The sequence below is a fragment of the Burkholderia pulmonis genome, from assembly GCF_984667975.1.
Window position 1 is genome coordinate 2,031,457 of the sequence record NZ_OZ480187.1, and the last position, 15,971, is coordinate 2,047,427.

Here is a 15,971-nt window from a genome sequence, read left to right on the forward strand (position 1 = left end):
CAAGGAGATCGCGCAATGCAATCCAGACGGACCTTCATGTGCGGATGCCTCGGCACGTTTGCCGCCTGTTCGCTGTTCCCGGGCGTGACCAACGCCCGGATGATCGACCTGCTGCCGCCGTCCGATCCGGCCGACGGCAAGACGTTTCGCGTGATCTGCATGCACGACGTGCGCGACAACCTGATGGCGTCGTTTTCGGCACCGACGGCGCTGATCGATCCGTTCGCGGTCGACACCGGTACGCTGACCGCGATCTTCTCGTGGCTGCAGACCAACAACTACCACACCATCACGGTCAAGCAGATCGAGGAGTCGCGGCACGGCGGCAAGCCGCTGCCGCCGCGCGCGGTGCTGCTCACGTTCGACGACGGCTTTCGCAGCCACTACACGAAGGTGCTGCCGCTGCTCGAGCGCTTCAAGTATCCGGCCGTGATGGGCATCGTCACCACGTGGATCGATACGCCGCCGGATACGCCGATCCGCCTCAGCGACAAGGTCCAGGTACCGCGCGATTACTTCATGTCGTGGGACGAGGTGAAGCAGCTCGGCCAGTCGGACTTCGTCGAGCTCGGCTGCCATACCCACAACCTCCATCACGGCGCGATCGCGAATCCGCAAGGCAACGAGCTGCCGGCGACCACGTCGCACCTCTACCTGCAAGACCAGAAGCGCTATGAAACCGATGCCGAATTCCAGACGCGCGTGCACGACGACCTGCAGACGTGCGTGCGGCAGATCCACGAACACACCGGCATCGTCGCCCGCTCGATGGTGTGGCCGTACGGCGCGGAAAACCAGCCCGTGCGCCAGATCTCGACCTCGCTCGGCATGGATATCCAGTTCAGCCTCGACGCCGGTCCGAATACGCCGGACGTGCCGCTGGACCGGCTGAGACGGATCCTGATGATGTACGACGTCGACATCGGCGGATTCGAGCGCTCGATGCGCGAGCCGGCGTCCAACCGCGGCGACGTCGACGTGCCCGAGCGCACCGTGCAGGTCGATCTCGACCAGGTCTACGATCCCGATCCGGCACGGCAGGAAGCGAATCTCGGCAAGCTGATCGAGCGCATCTACCGGATGCAGCCCAAATCGGTGTACCTGCAGGCGTATGCGGACCCGAAGGGCACGGGCGTGGCCGAATCGGTGTATTTCCCGAACCGGCACCTGCCGATGCGCGCCGACCTGTTCTCGCGCGCCGCGTGGCAGCTCAATACGCGCTCCAACGTGCAGGTGTACGCATGGATGCCGGTGCTCGCATTCCGGCCGCCGGCCGACAAGCAGCGCGGGCTCGAGGCCGTCAGCGCATACGGCGGCGCGCCGGCCCGCGAAAACGGCACGCGCGTGTTCCGGCTGAGCCCGTTCGATCCGGATGCGCGGCTGATGATCGAGCAGATCTACGAGGATCTCAGCAAGCACGCGTCGTTCAGCGGCATCCTGTTCAGCGACGACGCCGTGCTCGACGACTACGAGGACGCGGGCCGGCATGCGCTGCGCACCTACGCGCAATGGGGGCTGCCGGCCGACGTCGGCAAGATCCGCGAGAACCCCGACCTGATGAAGCGCTGGACGCACCAGAAGTCGCGCTACCTGATCGACCTGACCCGCCAGCTCGAACAGGTCGTGCTGGCCCATCAGAACGTGGGCGACGTGCTGACCGCGCGCAACATCTTCGCGATGCCGGTGCTCAAGCCTGAGTCGGAAGCGTGGTATGCGCAGAACTACGACGATTTCCTCGCCACCTACGACTACGTCGCGTTGATGGCGATGCCGTTCATGGAACAGGCGAAGGACCCGAATGACTGGCTGGACCAGCTCGTGCGGGCCGTGCGGGCAAAGCAGCGCGGGCTGCAGCGCACCGTGTTCGAACTGCAGTCGTACGACTGGCACGGGCACCAGGACGTGCCGGCCGGCACGCTGCTCGCGCAGATGCGGCGGCTGCGCAGCGAGGGCGCCGTGAATTTCGGCTACTACCCCGACAACTTCCTGAACGACCGGCCGGATCTCGACACGATGCGCGACGTGATGTCGCTGAAGTCGCGCCTCGACCCGACGTCGATCAACGCGCTGATGCAGATGCAGCATACCCAGGGGACGAAGACGCCATGACCACCCACAGCATCATCCAGCGCCTGCAGGATTTCGTCTTCTACTACCCGTTCTTCATGTCGTATCTGTGGATGATCGGCGGCGTCGTGCACTACTTCCTGCTCGAGGAAGGCCGCGAGCTGTCGACCCGGACGATCGCGTCGAGCGGCATTCCGAAGATCTCGATCGTCGTGCCCTGCTTCAACGAAGCCGCGAACGCACGCAGCGTGATCGGCCACCTGAACGCGATGCAGTATCCGAACTACGACATCATCGCGGTCAACGACGGCAGCCGGGATCGCACCGGCGAGATCCTCAACGAGCTGGCCGTCGAGATCCCGCGGCTGCTCGTGATCCATCACGCGCGCAACGAAGGCAAGGCGGTCGGGCTCACCACCGCGGCCGCGGTGTCCAACGCGGAGTACCTGCTGTGCATCGACGGCGACGCGCTGCTCGCGCACGATGCGATCGGCTGGATGCTCGAGCACTTCCTGACCGATCCGGGCGTCGGCGCGGTGACCGGCAACCCGCGCATCCGCACGCGCACGTCGCTGCTCGGACGCATGCAGGTCGGCGAATTCTCGTCGATCGTCGGGCTGATCAAGCGCACGCAACAGGTGTACGGCCGCATCTTCACGGTGTCGGGCGTGATCACGATGTTCCGCAAGACCGCGCTCGCCGACGTCGGCTACTGGAGCTCGGACATGCTGACCGAGGACATCGACATCAGCTGGAAGCTGCAGTGCCGCGACTGGCGCGTCGTGTACGAACCGCATGCGCTGAGCTGGATCCTGATGCCCGAAACGCTGAAGGGACTCTACCGGCAGCGGCTGCGCTGGTCGAAAGGCGGGATCCAGGTGCTGATGAAATACGCGGGCACGCTCGCTCGGCCGACGCAGATGATGATGTGGCCGCTGTTCGCCGAATACCTGATCGGCATCGCGTGGGCGTACTCGATGTCGTTCATCCTGCTGCTCGCGCTGGTCGACGTCTTCTACCCGTTGCCGCCGAACTGGCACGTATCGGTCGTGCCGCACTGGCACGGCATGCTGCTGGTCGCCACCTGCATCCTGCAACTGATCATCGGCAGCATGATCGATCGTCGTTACGACGAAAAACTCCTGATGTATTTCCTGGACACCGTCTGGTATCCCGTCGCCTTCTGGCTGATCAGCATGATCACCACCGTCGTCGCCCTGCCCGCCATCGTGCTGCGGGGCCGCGGCAAGCGGGCCGTATGGGTCAGCCCCGACCGAGGCATTCAACATGAAAAACGCGCCGATTATTGACCTTTCCCTGCGCGCACCGCGCGACATGATCGCCGAACGCGGCCGCATCGTCGGGCTCGTGCTGGTCGTCTGGTTCCGGCTCCTGCGGCCGGCGCTGGTCGGCGCCGTGTGGGCGTCGATCTGCATCTACACGTACCGCTACCTGCTGCCGTTCAACCAGGCCGAGATACCGATCGAGCAGATGGTGTTCTACGCGACCGCCATCGCGACCATCGCGGGCACGATCGTCACGTGGCTGATCGCCGGGCGTGTCGTGCATCCGCTGGCGTACCGGCTGCGCGTATCGAAGATGCTGCGCCGCTCGGCCAGCGCGAAGGTGCGTTCGGTACCCGCGACCGTGCTGGCCGGCGCCCGCCGGCGCGGTGCGCGGCGCACGACCCGCATTCTGGTCGCGTCGCACGATGCGAACGGCTCGATTTCCGGCATCGAATGGGTAGCCCACGCGGGGTCGCAGCCCCGCGAGTAGGTCAGCGGAGACGCGCCGCCGCGCACGGGACGCGATCCGTGCGGCGCGGCGCCGCTCCTGATGCCGTGCTGCCGCACATTGCCGGCAAGCCGGCAACTTCTTGTGGACGAGGTGAATCATGTGCGGAATCGTCGGAGCAAGCGGCCTGAACAATCAGGTGCCGCAACTGGTCAATGCGCTGAGCCGGCTCGAATATCGCGGCTACGATTCGTGCGGCATCGCCGTGCAGGACGAAGGCCGCCTGCGCAGCGAACGCACGCTCCGGCGCGTGACGGACCTGCAGGCGCGCGTACTGACGCTCGGCCTCGAAGCGCAAACCTGCATCGCGCATACGCGCTGGGCGACGCACGGCGCGCCGTCGGAAATGAACGCGCACCCGATCATGTCGGGCGACACGATCGCGGTCGTGCACAACGGAATCATCGAGAATCACGATACGCTGCGCGTGGAGCTGCGGGAGCGCGGCTATACGTTTCGCGGACAGACCGATACCGAAGTGATCGCGCACCTGATCCACAGCCTCTATCGCGACGACCTGTTCGACGCGGTCGTGCGCGCCGTGAAGCGGCTGCACGGTGCGTATGCCATCGCAGTCCTCAGCGCCCGCGAGCCGCAACGCCTCGTCGCCGCGCGCGCCGGCTCGCCGCTCGTGATCGGCATCGGCGCCGAGCAGAACTATCTCGCGTCGGACTGTGCGGCGCTCGGCGACCTGACCGACCGCTTCGTCTACCTGGAAGACGGCGACGTCGTGCTGATCACGCCGGAGCGCATCGCCGTGGTCGACTCGGCCGGGCACGACGCGAAGCGCCCGCTGTGCGAAGTGAAGGCGCGCGAAGGCGACGCCGCGCTCGGCCCGTACCAGCACTTCATGCAGAAGGAAATCTTCGAGCAGCCGAAGGCGATCGACAGCACGCTCGACGGTATCGACACGATCTCTCCGGCGCTGTTCGACGCGACCGAGGGTTCGCGTGCACTGCTGTCGAGAGTCAGGAGCGTGCTGCTGCTCGGCTGCGGCACCAGCTACTACGCGGGCCTGACCGCGAAGTACTGGCTGGAGAGCATCGCGGGCATCCCCGCGCAGGTCGAGATCGCCAGCGAATTCCGCTACCGCGACACGGTGGCCGATCCGCGCACGCTCGTCGTCGGCATCTCGCAATCGGGCGAAACGGCCGACACGATCGGTGCGATCGAGCAGGCGCGCGCGATGGGCCAGGAACTGTCGATGGCGATCTGCAACGTCGCCACCAGCACGATCGCGCGCAACGCACCGCTGCGGTTCCTGACGCGCGCGGGCATCGAGCTCGGCGTCGCGTCGACCAAGGCGTTCACGACGCAGCTCGTCGCGCTGTTCGTGCTCACGCTGACGCTCGCGCAACTGCGCGGCCGGCTCGACGCCGCGCACGTCGCGATGCACCTGAAGCAGCTGCGCGCGTTGTCCGCGCGCATCAGCCACGCGCTCGCGCTGGAAACGCAGATCATGGGCTGGGCCGCGAAATTCGCTCGGACCGAGAACGCGCTGTTCCTCGGGCGCGGCATCCATTTCTCGATCGCGCTGGAGGGGGCGCTGAAGCTCAAGGAGGTGTCGTACATCCATGCGGAAGGCTATGCGGCCGGCGAGCTGAAGCACGGGCCGCTCGCGCTCGTCACGAGCGCGATGCCGGTCGTCACGATCGCGCCGGACGACCGCCTGTTCCAGAAGCTGAAGTCCAACATGGCCGAGGTGCGCGCGCGCGGCGGGCGGCTTTACGTGCTGGCCGGCAGCCAGCTCGAAATCGACGCCGACCGCGACACGCACCTGATCCGCGTGCGCGAATCGGGCGACCTGCTGTCGCCGATCGTCAACGTGATCCCGCTGCAGCTGCTCGCGTATCACGTCGGCTGCGCGCGCGGCGCGGACGTCGACAAGCCGCGCAACCTCGCCAAATCGGTGACCGTCGAATGAAGGCGCACATGCGCCCGGTGCGGGCGGCCGCGCGGTTCGCGGCGGCCACGGCGGCCGTCTGCGGCGCATGCGGCCTCGTCGCCTCGGCCCCGACATCGGCCCTCGCCGCCGGGCCGGCCGTGCATACGGTCACCGTACAGGCCGCGCCCCCGCCGCAGGAGACCGGCGACCCGCGGCGCTTCATGCACGGCATCGGCGTGGCCGACGCCGGCGACGGCCGGCGCTGGGTGTTCTTCAGCAGCTCGGGCATCGTGCCGCGCGGCGCGCTGCGCAACGGCAACTGGCCGCACGACGTGTACGTCGGCGAATGGCTGCCCGGCCAGCCGCATCTGCTGCACGTTCACACGTTCATCAGCCGCCCCGAGGCGCAGGAACCCGTATCGATCGCGCAAAACGCGCGCGGCGACATCTTCGTCACGTTCGAGGACGGCTGGAACGCACCGCAGGAAGTCAGCCAGCGCTATGGCGTCTACCGCCGCGACCTGAAACCGGTGAAGCCCTACCCGAACGACGTCGAGTCGGGCGGCCACTCGGGGCATGTCGCGACGGTCGGCGAACGCTTCGTCGTGTTCTATTCCGCCGACTGGGTCGACGGCGGCGGCGTCGACAACCTCGGCACCGGCAACGGCGTCTACCTGAAAACCTATGACGCGGCCGGGCGCGTGCTGAACCACGTCGCGGTCGCGCCGCACCGCCGCGAGTGGTGGCCCGTGATCGCGGGCTCGCCGCACACCGCGCTGCTCGTGTGGCAGAAATACATCGAAGGCAGCACGGACGCGACGCTCGAATATGCGATGTTCGATCCGGTCACCGAGAAGCTGGAAAAACGCGGATCGCTGAACGATGCGATCCAGTACTACGTGTACTCGTCGGCCTACGTGCCGGAGATCGACCGCTTCATCGTCGTCACGACGACGGCGGACGGTCGCGGCGTCGCGATGCTGATCGCGCCGGACGGCCGCCGCACGGCGACGCTCGATTGCCTGCCCGCATCGGTGCGCGAATCGGGCATCGGGGTCTCGGGCACGCATGCGTACGTACCGACCCGCGACGGGCGGCTGCTGACGCTCGCGCTCGGGGCCTCGGACATGTCGGTGAGCGGCGTGCAGCGTTCGCCGATTCCGTGGGGCTCGACCGGCATCGCCGGGTTTCCGGCGCGCAGCGGAGCGATGCACTTCGTGTCGCTGACGCCCTACGGGACGCGGGAAGGCGATTTCGAAGCGGGACAGGAAACGCCGCTGCCGACGAACGAAGCAGGTTGTTCGAGCCACTGACGACGGCCCGGCCAGCGGTCGTCCCGTCGACACGGCCCGGCCTCGTACTCTCCCGTTCTTCCGCCGGATTAGCCAGCGCCGCGCGTACCGGATAGACTGTCGCCCGATTCCTTCCATCGGCCGCGGCGTCCCGCCTCCTGTCGCCGCCGGAACGCCCTTCCCGGAGAACGAATGCTGAAGCGCCAGTGGTTTTCGCTCGTGCTGCTGATGGCCTGCCTGATCGGACAACGCGCGTCGGCCCAGTCCACGCTCGAACTCGAGACCGACGGCACGGCCCGCACCCTCACCCGGCAGACGCTGCTTGCACGCCCCGATGCGACGGACATCCACGTGCCGCGCGACATCGCGTATGGCCGGCCGATGACGTTCCGCGCCGTGCCGTTCGCCGCGCTGCTCGGCGACACGCCGCTGCCGGCCGACGGCGTGCTCGAAACGCGCGCGGCCGACGGTTTCGCCGCGCAACTGCCGCTGGATCTCGTGCGCCGCCGTGCGCCGGCCAGCGCCATCCCGTGGCTCGCGATCGAGGATCCGGCGCATCCGTGGCCGAAGCTGCCCGGCAAGCAGGTCAGCGCGGGGCCGTTCTATCTCGTGTGGCTCGGGCCGGACGCGTCGTCGGTGCGCGGCGAACAGTGGCCGTACCAGATCGTGCGCATCACGATCGAATCGTCGCCGCTCGCGCGCTGGCCGTCGCTCGCCGTCGATGCCGCGTTGCCCGCGAACGATCCGGCCCGCACGGGCCAGCACCTGTTCGTCACGCAATGCCTCGCGTGCCACCGGCTCGACGGCGCGGGCAGCAGCCACGCCGGCCCCGACCTGAATACGCCGATGAACCCGGTCGACTACTTCAAGCCGGCCGCGCTGCGCCGCTACATCCGCAACCCGGCGTCGGTACGCGACTGGCCGGGTCGCAGCATGCCGGCATTTCCGCCCGATCAGCTGAGCGACCGGGAACTCGACCAGATCGTCGCGTATCTCGCCTATATGGCAAAGCGCAAGGCCGGCAAGTAACGCGCCGCCGAAGATTCCAGGGAATGTCGATGACACCGGACGACACGCTGTTCACCATCGCAACGATCGACGCCGTTCAGACGCATCCGCTCAGGGCGACGATCCTGCTGAACGGCGATCTGAATGCGTGCGAACTGGCGGGAGACCATGCGCCGACGACGCTGCATGTCGGCGTGCTCGACAACGGGTCGAACATCGTGGCGGTCGCCTCGCTCTGCGAGGAGCCGCGCGACGACGATCCGGCTCGGCCGGCGTGGCGGCTGCGCGGGATGGCCGTCCACCCTGCCGTGCGCGGCATGGGCTTCGGGCGTGTGCTGGTGCAGGTCTGCGCGCGGCATGCGGAAGCGCGCGGGGCCGCGCTCGTGTGGTGTACGGCACGCGAGGCGGCGTACCGGTTCTACGAAAAACTCGGATTTGCCGCCGACGGTGCGCCGATGACGATGCCGGGGCGCACCGATACGGCGTTCTACGTGATGCGACGGTATATCGACCGGCGTCAGCCGGCCGCCTGACGCCGACCGGGCGCCGGCTTCTTCAGGAGAAGATCGGCGCGGCCCGGCCGCAGGCATCACGCTCAGGCTTCCTGCGCGCTCTGCAGCACCGCGCGCAACAGCACGTCGGCCCCCGCCGACGCCCATTCCGGCGTAATTGCTTCGGCTTCGTTGTGGCTCAGCCCGTCAACGCACGGCACGAAGATCATCCCCGTCGGCGCAACACGCGCGACATAGCACGCGTCATGACCCGCGCCGGACACGATATCCATGTGCGGCAACCCGAGCGACCTGGCCGCGTCACGCACCGTGTCGATGCAGCGCGGCGCGAACGGAATCGGCGCATACGTGAAGATCTGCTCGATCTGCGCGCCGAGGCCGGCTTCGTCAGCCACGCGCGCAAGCTCCGCGCGCAGCGCCGCATCCAGTTCGTCGAGCACCGCATCGTCGGGATGACGGAATTCGACCGTGAAGAAACAGGCGCCCGGCACCGTGTTGCGCGAATTCGGCCGCGCGTCGATCATCCCGACCGTTGCGCGCGCATCCGGTGCGTAACGGCGGCCGAGGACATCAACGAACGAGATCATCCGCGCGGCGCCGACCAGCGCATCGCGACGAACCTCCATCGGCGTCGTGCCGGCGTGCGCGTCGACGCCGGTCAGCGTCACTTCGTACCAGCGCTGCCCCTGCCCGCCCGTCACGACGCCGATCGTCCTGCCGGCCCGTTCGAGAATCGGGCCCTGCTCGATATGCAGTTCGTACGCCGCGTGCACCGGATAGCCGCCGACCGGCTCCGCGCCCGCGTAGCCGATCCGCTCGAGTTCCTCGCCGATCGTCCTGCCCGTGCCGTCGGTGCGCGACAGCCCGTATTCGAGCGTATAGACGCCCGAGAACACGCCGGCCGACACCATCGCCGGCGCGAAGCGCGAGCCTTCCTCGTTGGTCCAGATCACGACGTCGACCGGACGCTCCGTCTCGATGCCCGCGTCGTTCAGCGCGCGCACGACTTCCAGCCCGCCGAGCACGCCGTAGATGCCGTCGTAACGGCCACCGGTCGGCTGCGAATCCGCATGCGAGCCCGTCATCACGGGTGCGGCATCGGGATTTCGGCCCGCGCGGCGCGCGAACACGTTGCCCATCCGGTCGACGCGTACCGTGCAGCCGGCATCGCGCGCCCACTGCACGAACAGGTCGCGTGACTCGCGGTCGAGATCGGTCAGCGCAAGGCGGCAGACGCCGCCCTTCGGCGTCGCGCCGATTTGCGCCATCCGCTCGAGCGACGCCCACAGGCGGGCGCCGTCGACGCGCGGCGCGCTCGCGATGTCGTCACGCATCGCCGTTCTCCGGCGCGGATTGCAGCGCGTAGCGGAAATCGCAGCGCTTGCCGCCCTGCATGATCGTGCTCGTACGCGTGAGCGCGATGTCCGGCGCATAGCCCTGGATGAAATAGCTGTCGCGCGCGCAGCTCAGCAGATGCCCGATCTCGCCGAGCCCCATTGCGTGATACATCTCCGCGTAGCTGCAGCGATGCACGTCGTAGTCGTAGTGCGCGTCGTCCGCGCGCCGCACCTCGACGTCGAGCGCATCGTCCTTCTCCCACAGCACCTGCAGCGCGATGAACGACTGCACGCTCGCGCCGTCCGGTTCCTGCGCGGCGAACGTGCGGCCGGCGTCGACGGCCGCGCCGCGCACGGCTTCCGCGATCACGGCCTGCGCGCGCTCGGTACCGAACTCGCGCTTCATGATCTCGTAGATCGGCTTGATGATTTCCGCTTCGATGCGGCGCCGTGCGAGGATCCCGAGGCGCGTGTCCTCGGGTGCGGCGGCGGATGTCTGGTTCGCTTCGGTCATGGAGATCGTCTTTGTTGTCGGATCGTTTACTTGGCTGCGGTGCGCGAACCGCCGAGCACGTCGACGACGGTCCATTTGCCGCCGCGCACCTGGTAGATCGTGAAGGCCGGATCCTTCAGGTTGCCTTCCGCATCGAACGCGATGCGCCCCGTCACGCCGGGCCGGTCGATCGCGCGCACCGCCGCGACCAGCTTTGCCGGCTGCGTCGTGCCGGCCTTCTGCGCGGCCGCGATCAGCGTGGCGGCCGCGTCGTACGCGAACGGCGCATGCAGTTCGATCGGCGCATGGAAGCGGGCGCGGTATTGCGTGTCGAATGCGTTGCCGCCCGGCATCCGGTCGAGCGGCAGGCCCGGTTCGAGCGCCGTCACGCCTTCGCCGTCCTTGCCCGCGAGCGACAGGAAGGTCTGACTCACGAAGCCGCCCGCGCCGAGCAGCGGCGCATTCACGCCGAGCTGGCGCATCCGGCGCGAAATCGGCGCGGCCTGCGCATCGAGGCCGCCGAAGAACACGAGATCCGCGCGCTTGCCCTTGATCGCGGTCAGCACGCCGCTGAAGTCGGTCGTCTTGTCGTTCACGTACTGGCGATCGACGATCGCGCCGCCGTTCGCCTGCACGCCCTTGATGAACTGCTCGGCCAGCCCCGCGCCGAACGACGTGCGATCGTCGATCACCGCGATGCGCTTCGCCTTCAGCGTCTTCACCGCATACGCGCCCGTGAAATTGCCGCCCGCATCGTCGTGCCCCATGATCCGGAACGCCGTCGTGTAGCCCTGCTGCGTGTATTGATGGCCGGTGGACGCCGGCGCGATCTGCGGGATGCCCGCATCGCGGTACACGCGCGACGCCGGTACGCTGCAGCCCGTATTCCAGTGACCGACGACGCCGATCACGTGCCGGTCGACGAGTTGCTGCGCGACCGCGACGGACGTGCGCGGATCCGACTGGTCGTCGGCCGCGACGAGCTTGTAGACGACCGGCTTGCCGCCGATGGTCGGATGCTTCGCGTTCGCGTCGTCGATCGCGAGTTGCGCGCCGTTCTGCAGATCCTTGCCGATCCGCGCGGACGGCCCGGTGAGCGGCGCGGCGAGACCGATCAGGATCGTCTGCGGCGCGGACTGCGCGAACGCGGGAACGGAGGCGACCAGGGCGGCCGCCGAGCATGCGAGGCTGGCGTGGAGAAAAGCGATTTTCATGTGCGAGGGATCGGTGAATCGAATCAAAACATGAAAAATATTAAATATTCAGCACGCAAACCCCAAATACCCAATTGTTGGATGCTTATGCCGTTCTCGACACATTAACGTACATCCATGTAAATACTGGATATTTTAATGTTGTCGCTTTCCCTGACTTTTCTATAAAATTCGACACATGAAAAATATCGAACAATTGCCGCACGATCCACCGCTGCGCGCGGTGCGTGCGTTCGAAGCGTTTGCGCGTCTCGGGTCGGTCACCGCGGCGGCCGGCGAACTCGACATCACGCCGTCGGCGGTCAGCCATCAGCTGCAACTGCTCGACGCGTTCATCCAGACGCCGCTGACGGTCCGCGAGGGCCGGCTGCTCGCGCTCACCGATGAAGGGCGCGACTACTACCGGTCGATCAGCGCCGCGTTCTCGGTGCTGCGCAGCGCGACGCGCTTCGTGCGCGACCGTTCGTCGCTGCGCCAGATCACCGTCAGCCTGATTCCGCTGCTCGGTATCGGCTGGTTCATCCCGCGGCTGCACGCGTTCCTGGCCGACAACACGGACGTCGACGTGACGGTGCTGTACGCGCATCACCGCAACTACCGAAGCGATGCGTCGGACCTGTCGATCCGTTTCGGCACCGGCGACTGGCCCGGCTACCGCTGCGAGCGGCTGCTGCCGGGCGCGATGGTGCCGATGTGCAGCCCGTCGTTCCTGAAGCGCCACGGGCCGTTTCGTACGCCGGCCGAACTCGCCCGTGCGCCGCTCGTGCACGACGAGGATCGCAGCACGTGGGTCAACTGGCTGCAGGGCGCCGGCGTGCGGCACGTGTCGCACGCGGTGGGGCCGATGTTCGAGGATGGCCAGCTCACGCTGAGCGCCGCGCGCGCGGATCTCGGCGCGGCGCTGCTGCGCGCGCCGCTGGTCGAGCGCGAGCTGGCGAACGGCGAGCTCGTGAAGCTGTTCGATCACGCACTCGACGACGGGCGCGATTACTACCTGTGCACGCGCGAGGACGCCGACATGCCGGACGGGGCACGGCGGCTGGCGGCGTGGTTGAGGAAGATGGCGGGGATTTGAGGGGGGGAGGCATCCCGCCGACTCCCTAGCTACCGCCTTGCGGATAGGCGGCCTAGTATATATGATATACATATCATATATCGGAGGCTGTCATGGGCCGAATTCTGGTCGATCTGCCGGACGGCCAACTCGACGAGTTGGCCGTCATCGTCGAGACTCAACACCGTCCCCGCGCCGCCATCATCCGCGACGCGATCGATGCCTACATTACCCTGCACAAGCACCGGCTCGCCGACGATGTCTTCGGTCTCTGGAAAGATCGCAAGGTCGACGGGCTCGCCTACCAGGAAGAACTGCGCTCGGAATGGTAAAAGCTCTCTTCGACACCAACATCCTGATCGACTATCTGGGCGGCGTGGAATCCGCTCGCGTGGAGCTGGGCCGCTACGACTATCGAGCGATCAGCACGATCTCGTGGATGGAGCTCCTGGTCGGCACGTCCGCACAGGACGAGGCCCCCATCCGCGCATGGCTCTCGTCGTTCGATGTCATCGCACTCGACAGCTCGGTTGCGAATCGTGCCGTAACAATCCGCCAGGAACGGCGCATACGCCTGCCCGACGCAATCGTCTGGGCATCGGCACAAGTGAACGGGCTGCTGCTCGTGTCGCGCAACACGAAGGATTTTCCTGCCACCGAACCCGGCGTTCGCGTGCCCTACCAGCTCTGAGTATGAGCGGTTGCATGCGGCGAAGCTGACCCTCCCGCCACACCCGACATGAACGCGCAAGACGACCATCCTGCGCCCTAGATATGCCAGCCATGCGCGCCGGCACATCGCGCCAAACGGCCCCACTCTCACCCGCATTCATCGGCTACCCACCCAACACTTCGCAAGCCCCTCTCGCCAGCCCCACCCAATCAAGGGCCGGAAGCAGATAGAAAATCCCGATGCCCCGGATTGAAACAAGCAATTTCCCAAACTCAGGGTGAACCCGGATACTGGCAACACTCCACTCACCACTGACGAAAAGGAATTCTCCAGATGCCGATCATCAACACCCAAGTCAAGCCGTTCAAGGCAACCGCATACCACAACGGCGATTTCGTGCCCGTCTCGGAAGAGAGCTTCAAGGGCAAGTGGTCCGTCGTCGTGTTCTACCCGGCCGACTTCACGTTCGTCTGCCCGACCGAGCTGGGCGACCTCGCCGACCGTTACGCGGAATTCCAGAAGCTGGGTGTCGAAATCTACGGCGTGTCGACCGATACGCACTTCACGCACAAGGCATGGCACGACACGTCGGACACGATCGGCAAGATCAAGTACCCGATGATCGGCGACCCGACGCTCACGCTGTCGCGCAACTTCGACGTGCTGATCGAAGAAGAAGGGATGGCCCTGCGCGGCACGTTCGTGATCAACCCGGAAGGCGAGATCAAGCTGTGCGAAATCCACGACAACGGCATCGGCCGCGACGCAGGCGAGCTGCTGCGCAAGGTCCAGGCAGCGCAATACATCGCGGCGCACCCGGGTGAAGTGTGCCCGGCCAAGTGGACGCCGGGTGCGGAAACGCTGACCCCGTCGCTCGACCTGATCGGCAAGATCTGACGATCGCTGCACGCGCCTCGCACGAGGTGCGTGACGGCGGGCCGCCGCAGCGCGGCCCGCCCCCTCCTCCGGCACGACGTGCCCGACCAGCATAATCAATACGGAATCCGAAACGCCATGCTCGACGCCAATCTCAAGAATCAACTCAAAGCGTACCTCGAAAAAATCACGCGCCCGATCGAACTCGTCGCCTCGCTCGACGACGGCGCGAAATCGCAGGAACTGCTGGCGCTGCTGAACGAGATTGCATCGCTGACGGATCGCGTGACCGTAACCGAACGCCGCGACGACGCCGAGCGCAAGCCGTCGTTCTCGATCGGCGAGCCCGGCAAGCCGGCCGGCATCCGCTTCGCCGGCATTCCGATGGGCCATGAATTCACGTCGCTCGTGCTTGCACTGCTGCAGACGGGCGGCCACCCGATCAAGCTCGACGACGAAGTCATCGAGCAGATCCGCGCGCTCGACGGCGACTATGCATTCGAAACGTTTTTCTCGCTGTCGTGCCAGAACTGCCCGGAAGTCGTGCAGGCGCTGAACGTGATGTCGCTGATCAACCCGCGCATCCGCCACGTCGCGATCGACGGCGCGCTGTTCCAGGATGAAGTCGAGTCGCGCCAGATCATGGCCGTGCCGACGATGTTCCTGAACGGCGCCTCGTTCGGTCAGGGCCGCAGCAGCGTCAAGGAAATCCTCGCGAAGCTCGATACGGGCGCCGGCGAACGCGCCGCGAAGTCGCTCGAAAACAAGCCGGTGTTCGACACGCTGATCGTCGGCGGCGGCCCGGCGGGCGCAGCCGCGGCGATCTACTCGGCACGCAAGGGCATTGCGACGGGCGTCGTCGCCGAGCGTTTCGGCGGCCAGGTGCTCGACACGATGGCGATCGAAAACTTCGTGTCGGTGCAGGAAACCGAAGGGCCGAAGTTTGCAACCGCGCTCGAGCAGCACGTGAAGCAATACGACGTCGACATCATGGACGTGCAGCGCGCCGACGCGCTGATTCCGGGCGCCGTGCACCAGATCCGCCTGGCGAACGGCGCGGTGCTGAAGGCGAAGACGATCATCCTCGCGACCGGCGCACGCTGGCGCGAAATCAACGTGCCGGGCGAGCGCGAATACCGCAACCGCGGTGTCGCGTACTGCCCGCACTGCGACGGCCCGCTGTTCAAGGGCAAGCGCGTCGCGGTGGTCGGCGGCGGCAACTCGGGCGTCGAGGCCGCGATCGACCTCGCCGGCATCGTGAAGGCCGTCACGCTGATCGAATACGGCGCGCAACTGCGTGCGGACGAAGTGCTGCAGCGCAAGCTGCGCAGCCTGCCGAACGTGACGATCGTCACGCAGGCGCAAACGACCGAACTGACCGGCGACGGCAGCAAGCTGAACGGGCTCGTCTACAAGGATCTGCGCTCGGGCGACACGCAGCGCATCGATCTCGAAGGCGTGTTCGTGCAGATCGGCCTCGTGCCGAACACCGAATGGCTGAAAGGCACGGTCGAACTGTCGAAGCACGGCGAGATCGTCGTCGATGCGCGCGGTGCGACGTCGGTGCCGGGCGTGTTCGCGGCCGGCGACGTGACGACGGTGCCGTTCAAGCAGATCGTGATCGCAGTGGGTGAAGGCGCGAAGGCATCGCTCGGCGCGTTCGACCACCTGATCCGGCAGGACGTGGCGCCGGTGGCCGTTGCGCAGCCGCAAGCCGAGGAAGCAGTCGCCGCCTGACGCACGTCAGACGCCCGCACAACAAGTTC

15 protein-coding genes are annotated in these 15,971 nt (G+C 66.8%); 12 read left to right on the top strand and 3 right to left on the bottom strand.

The genetic code is table 11. The features are described 5' to 3' along the window. Positions 1–15 precede the first annotated feature (15 nt). The 7 genes from pgaB (at position 16) to AC5LXK_RS25855 (ending at position 8,579) form a co-directional block, all read left to right on the top strand. Positions 16–2,109 carry a poly-beta-1,6-N-acetyl-D-glucosamine N-deacetylase PgaB gene (pgaB, locus tag AC5LXK_RS25825; protein WP_493391514.1) on the top strand — a complete coding sequence of 698 codons (2,094 nt, stop codon included), beginning with the start codon at positions 16–18 and terminating at the stop codon, positions 2,107–2,109. Beyond that, positions 2,106–3,377: a poly-beta-1,6-N-acetyl-D-glucosamine synthase gene (gene pgaC, locus AC5LXK_RS25830; protein WP_493391515.1), complete on the top strand. Its 1,272-nt coding sequence runs from the start codon at positions 2,106–2,108 to the stop codon at positions 3,375–3,377. Before pgaB ends, pgaC begins: the two co-directional genes overlap by 4 nt. Continuing rightward, a complete protein-coding gene (locus AC5LXK_RS25835; RefSeq protein ID WP_493391516.1) occupies positions 3,355–3,843 on the top strand; it encodes a Biofilm PGA synthesis auxiliary protein PgaD in 489 nt (162 codons plus the stop codon). Before pgaC ends, AC5LXK_RS25835 begins: the two co-directional genes overlap by 23 nt. A gap of 118 nt (positions 3,844–3,961) precedes the next feature. Beyond that, the gene (gene glmS, locus AC5LXK_RS25840) at positions 3,962–5,785 is read left to right on the top strand and encodes a glutamine--fructose-6-phosphate transaminase (isomerizing) (RefSeq protein ID WP_493391517.1); all 1,824 of its coding nucleotides are present in this window, start codon (positions 3,962–3,964) and stop codon (positions 5,783–5,785) included. 8 nt (positions 5,786–5,793) lie between these two features. Then, positions 5,794–7,059, top strand: a complete 1,266-nt coding sequence (locus tag AC5LXK_RS25845; protein ID WP_493394059.1) for a hypothetical protein — start codon at positions 5,794–5,796, stop codon at positions 7,057–7,059. Positions 7,060–7,230: 171 nt separating this feature from the next. Next, positions 7,231–8,067, top strand: a complete 837-nt coding sequence (locus AC5LXK_RS25850; RefSeq protein WP_493391518.1) for a c-type cytochrome — start codon at positions 7,231–7,233, stop codon at positions 8,065–8,067. A gap of 23 nt (positions 8,068–8,090) precedes the next feature. Beyond that, positions 8,091–8,579 carry a GNAT family N-acetyltransferase gene (locus AC5LXK_RS25855; RefSeq protein WP_493391519.1) on the top strand — a complete coding sequence of 163 codons (489 nt, stop codon included), beginning with the start codon at positions 8,091–8,093 and terminating at the stop codon, positions 8,577–8,579. 62 nt (positions 8,580–8,641) lie between these two features. On the opposite strand, the gene AC5LXK_RS25860 is transcribed toward AC5LXK_RS25855, so the two are convergent. The 3 genes from AC5LXK_RS25860 to AC5LXK_RS25870 are packed head-to-tail and all read right to left on the bottom strand — an operon-like array spanning position 8,642 to position 11,602. Further along, on the bottom strand, positions 8,642–9,892 hold the full coding sequence (locus tag AC5LXK_RS25860; protein ID WP_493391520.1) for a Zn-dependent hydrolase: 1,251 nt from the start codon (positions 9,890–9,892) through the stop codon (positions 8,642–8,644). Further along, on the bottom strand, positions 9,885–10,409 hold the full coding sequence (locus AC5LXK_RS25865; RefSeq protein ID WP_493391521.1) for an L-2-amino-thiazoline-4-carboxylic acid hydrolase: 525 nt from the start codon (positions 10,407–10,409) through the stop codon (positions 9,885–9,887). The genes AC5LXK_RS25860 and AC5LXK_RS25865 overlap by 8 nt, the downstream gene beginning before the upstream one ends. Before the next feature lie 26 nt (positions 10,410–10,435). Then, complete coding sequence (locus AC5LXK_RS25870) at positions 10,436–11,602, bottom strand: branched-chain amino acid ABC transporter substrate-binding protein (protein WP_493391522.1); 1,167 nt, start codon at positions 11,600–11,602, stop codon at positions 10,436–10,438. Between the two features lie 178 nt (positions 11,603–11,780). Between AC5LXK_RS25870 and AC5LXK_RS25875 the strand changes: the two genes are divergently transcribed. From AC5LXK_RS25875 to ahpF, 5 genes are all read left to right on the top strand, one after another. Beyond that, a complete protein-coding gene (locus AC5LXK_RS25875) occupies positions 11,781–12,677 on the top strand; it encodes a LysR substrate-binding domain-containing protein (RefSeq protein WP_493391523.1) in 897 nt (298 codons plus the stop codon). A 92-nt stretch (positions 12,678–12,769) separates the two neighbouring features. Then, a complete protein-coding gene (locus tag AC5LXK_RS25880) occupies positions 12,770–12,988 on the top strand; it encodes a CopG family transcriptional regulator (RefSeq protein ID WP_493391525.1) in 219 nt (72 codons plus the stop codon). Continuing rightward, on the top strand, positions 12,982–13,347 hold the full coding sequence (locus AC5LXK_RS25885) for a type II toxin-antitoxin system VapC family toxin (protein WP_493391526.1): 366 nt from the start codon (positions 12,982–12,984) through the stop codon (positions 13,345–13,347). The genes AC5LXK_RS25880 and AC5LXK_RS25885 overlap by 7 nt, the downstream gene beginning before the upstream one ends. Before the next feature lie 315 nt (positions 13,348–13,662). Next, complete coding sequence (ahpC, locus tag AC5LXK_RS25890) at positions 13,663–14,226, top strand: alkyl hydroperoxide reductase subunit C (RefSeq protein WP_493391527.1); 564 nt, start codon at positions 13,663–13,665, stop codon at positions 14,224–14,226. 117 nt (positions 14,227–14,343) lie between these two features. Then, positions 14,344–15,942: an alkyl hydroperoxide reductase subunit F gene (ahpF, locus tag AC5LXK_RS25895; protein ID WP_493391528.1), complete on the top strand. Its 1,599-nt coding sequence runs from the start codon at positions 14,344–14,346 to the stop codon at positions 15,940–15,942. Positions 15,943–15,971 lie beyond the last annotated feature (29 nt).

Excerpts from the sequence above, each read along its gene's own strand:
- pgaB (WP_493391514.1), top strand. The coding sequence starts at position 16 with ATGCAATCCAGACGGACCTTCATGTGCGGATGCCTCGGCACGTTTGCC.
- pgaC (WP_493391515.1), top strand. The coding sequence starts at position 2,106 with ATGACCACCCACAGCATCATCCAGCGCCTGCAGGATTTCGTCTTCTAC.
- AC5LXK_RS25835 (WP_493391516.1), top strand. The coding sequence starts at position 3,355 with ATGAAAAACGCGCCGATTATTGACCTTTCCCTGCGCGCACCGCGCGAC.
- glmS (WP_493391517.1), top strand. The coding sequence starts at position 3,962 with ATGTGCGGAATCGTCGGAGCAAGCGGCCTGAACAATCAGGTGCCGCAA.
- AC5LXK_RS25845 (WP_493394059.1), top strand. The coding sequence starts at position 5,794 with ATGCGCCCGGTGCGGGCGGCCGCGCGGTTCGCGGCGGCCACGGCGGCC.
- AC5LXK_RS25850 (WP_493391518.1), top strand. The coding sequence starts at position 7,231 with ATGCTGAAGCGCCAGTGGTTTTCGCTCGTGCTGCTGATGGCCTGCCTG.
- AC5LXK_RS25855 (WP_493391519.1), top strand. The coding sequence starts at position 8,091 with ATGTCGATGACACCGGACGACACGCTGTTCACCATCGCAACGATCGAC.
- AC5LXK_RS25860 (WP_493391520.1), bottom strand. The coding sequence starts at position 9,892 with ATGCGTGACGACATCGCGAGCGCGCCGCGCGTCGACGGCGCCCGCCTG.
- AC5LXK_RS25865 (WP_493391521.1), bottom strand. The coding sequence starts at position 10,409 with ATGACCGAAGCGAACCAGACATCCGCCGCCGCACCCGAGGACACGCGC.
- AC5LXK_RS25870 (WP_493391522.1), bottom strand. The coding sequence starts at position 11,602 with ATGAAAATCGCTTTTCTCCACGCCAGCCTCGCATGCTCGGCGGCCGCC.
- AC5LXK_RS25875 (WP_493391523.1), top strand. The coding sequence starts at position 11,781 with ATGAAAAATATCGAACAATTGCCGCACGATCCACCGCTGCGCGCGGTG.
- AC5LXK_RS25880 (WP_493391525.1), top strand. The coding sequence starts at position 12,770 with ATGGGCCGAATTCTGGTCGATCTGCCGGACGGCCAACTCGACGAGTTG.
- AC5LXK_RS25885 (WP_493391526.1), top strand. The coding sequence starts at position 12,982 with ATGGTAAAAGCTCTCTTCGACACCAACATCCTGATCGACTATCTGGGC.
- ahpC (WP_493391527.1), top strand. The coding sequence starts at position 13,663 with ATGCCGATCATCAACACCCAAGTCAAGCCGTTCAAGGCAACCGCATAC.
- ahpF (WP_493391528.1), top strand. The coding sequence starts at position 14,344 with ATGCTCGACGCCAATCTCAAGAATCAACTCAAAGCGTACCTCGAAAAA.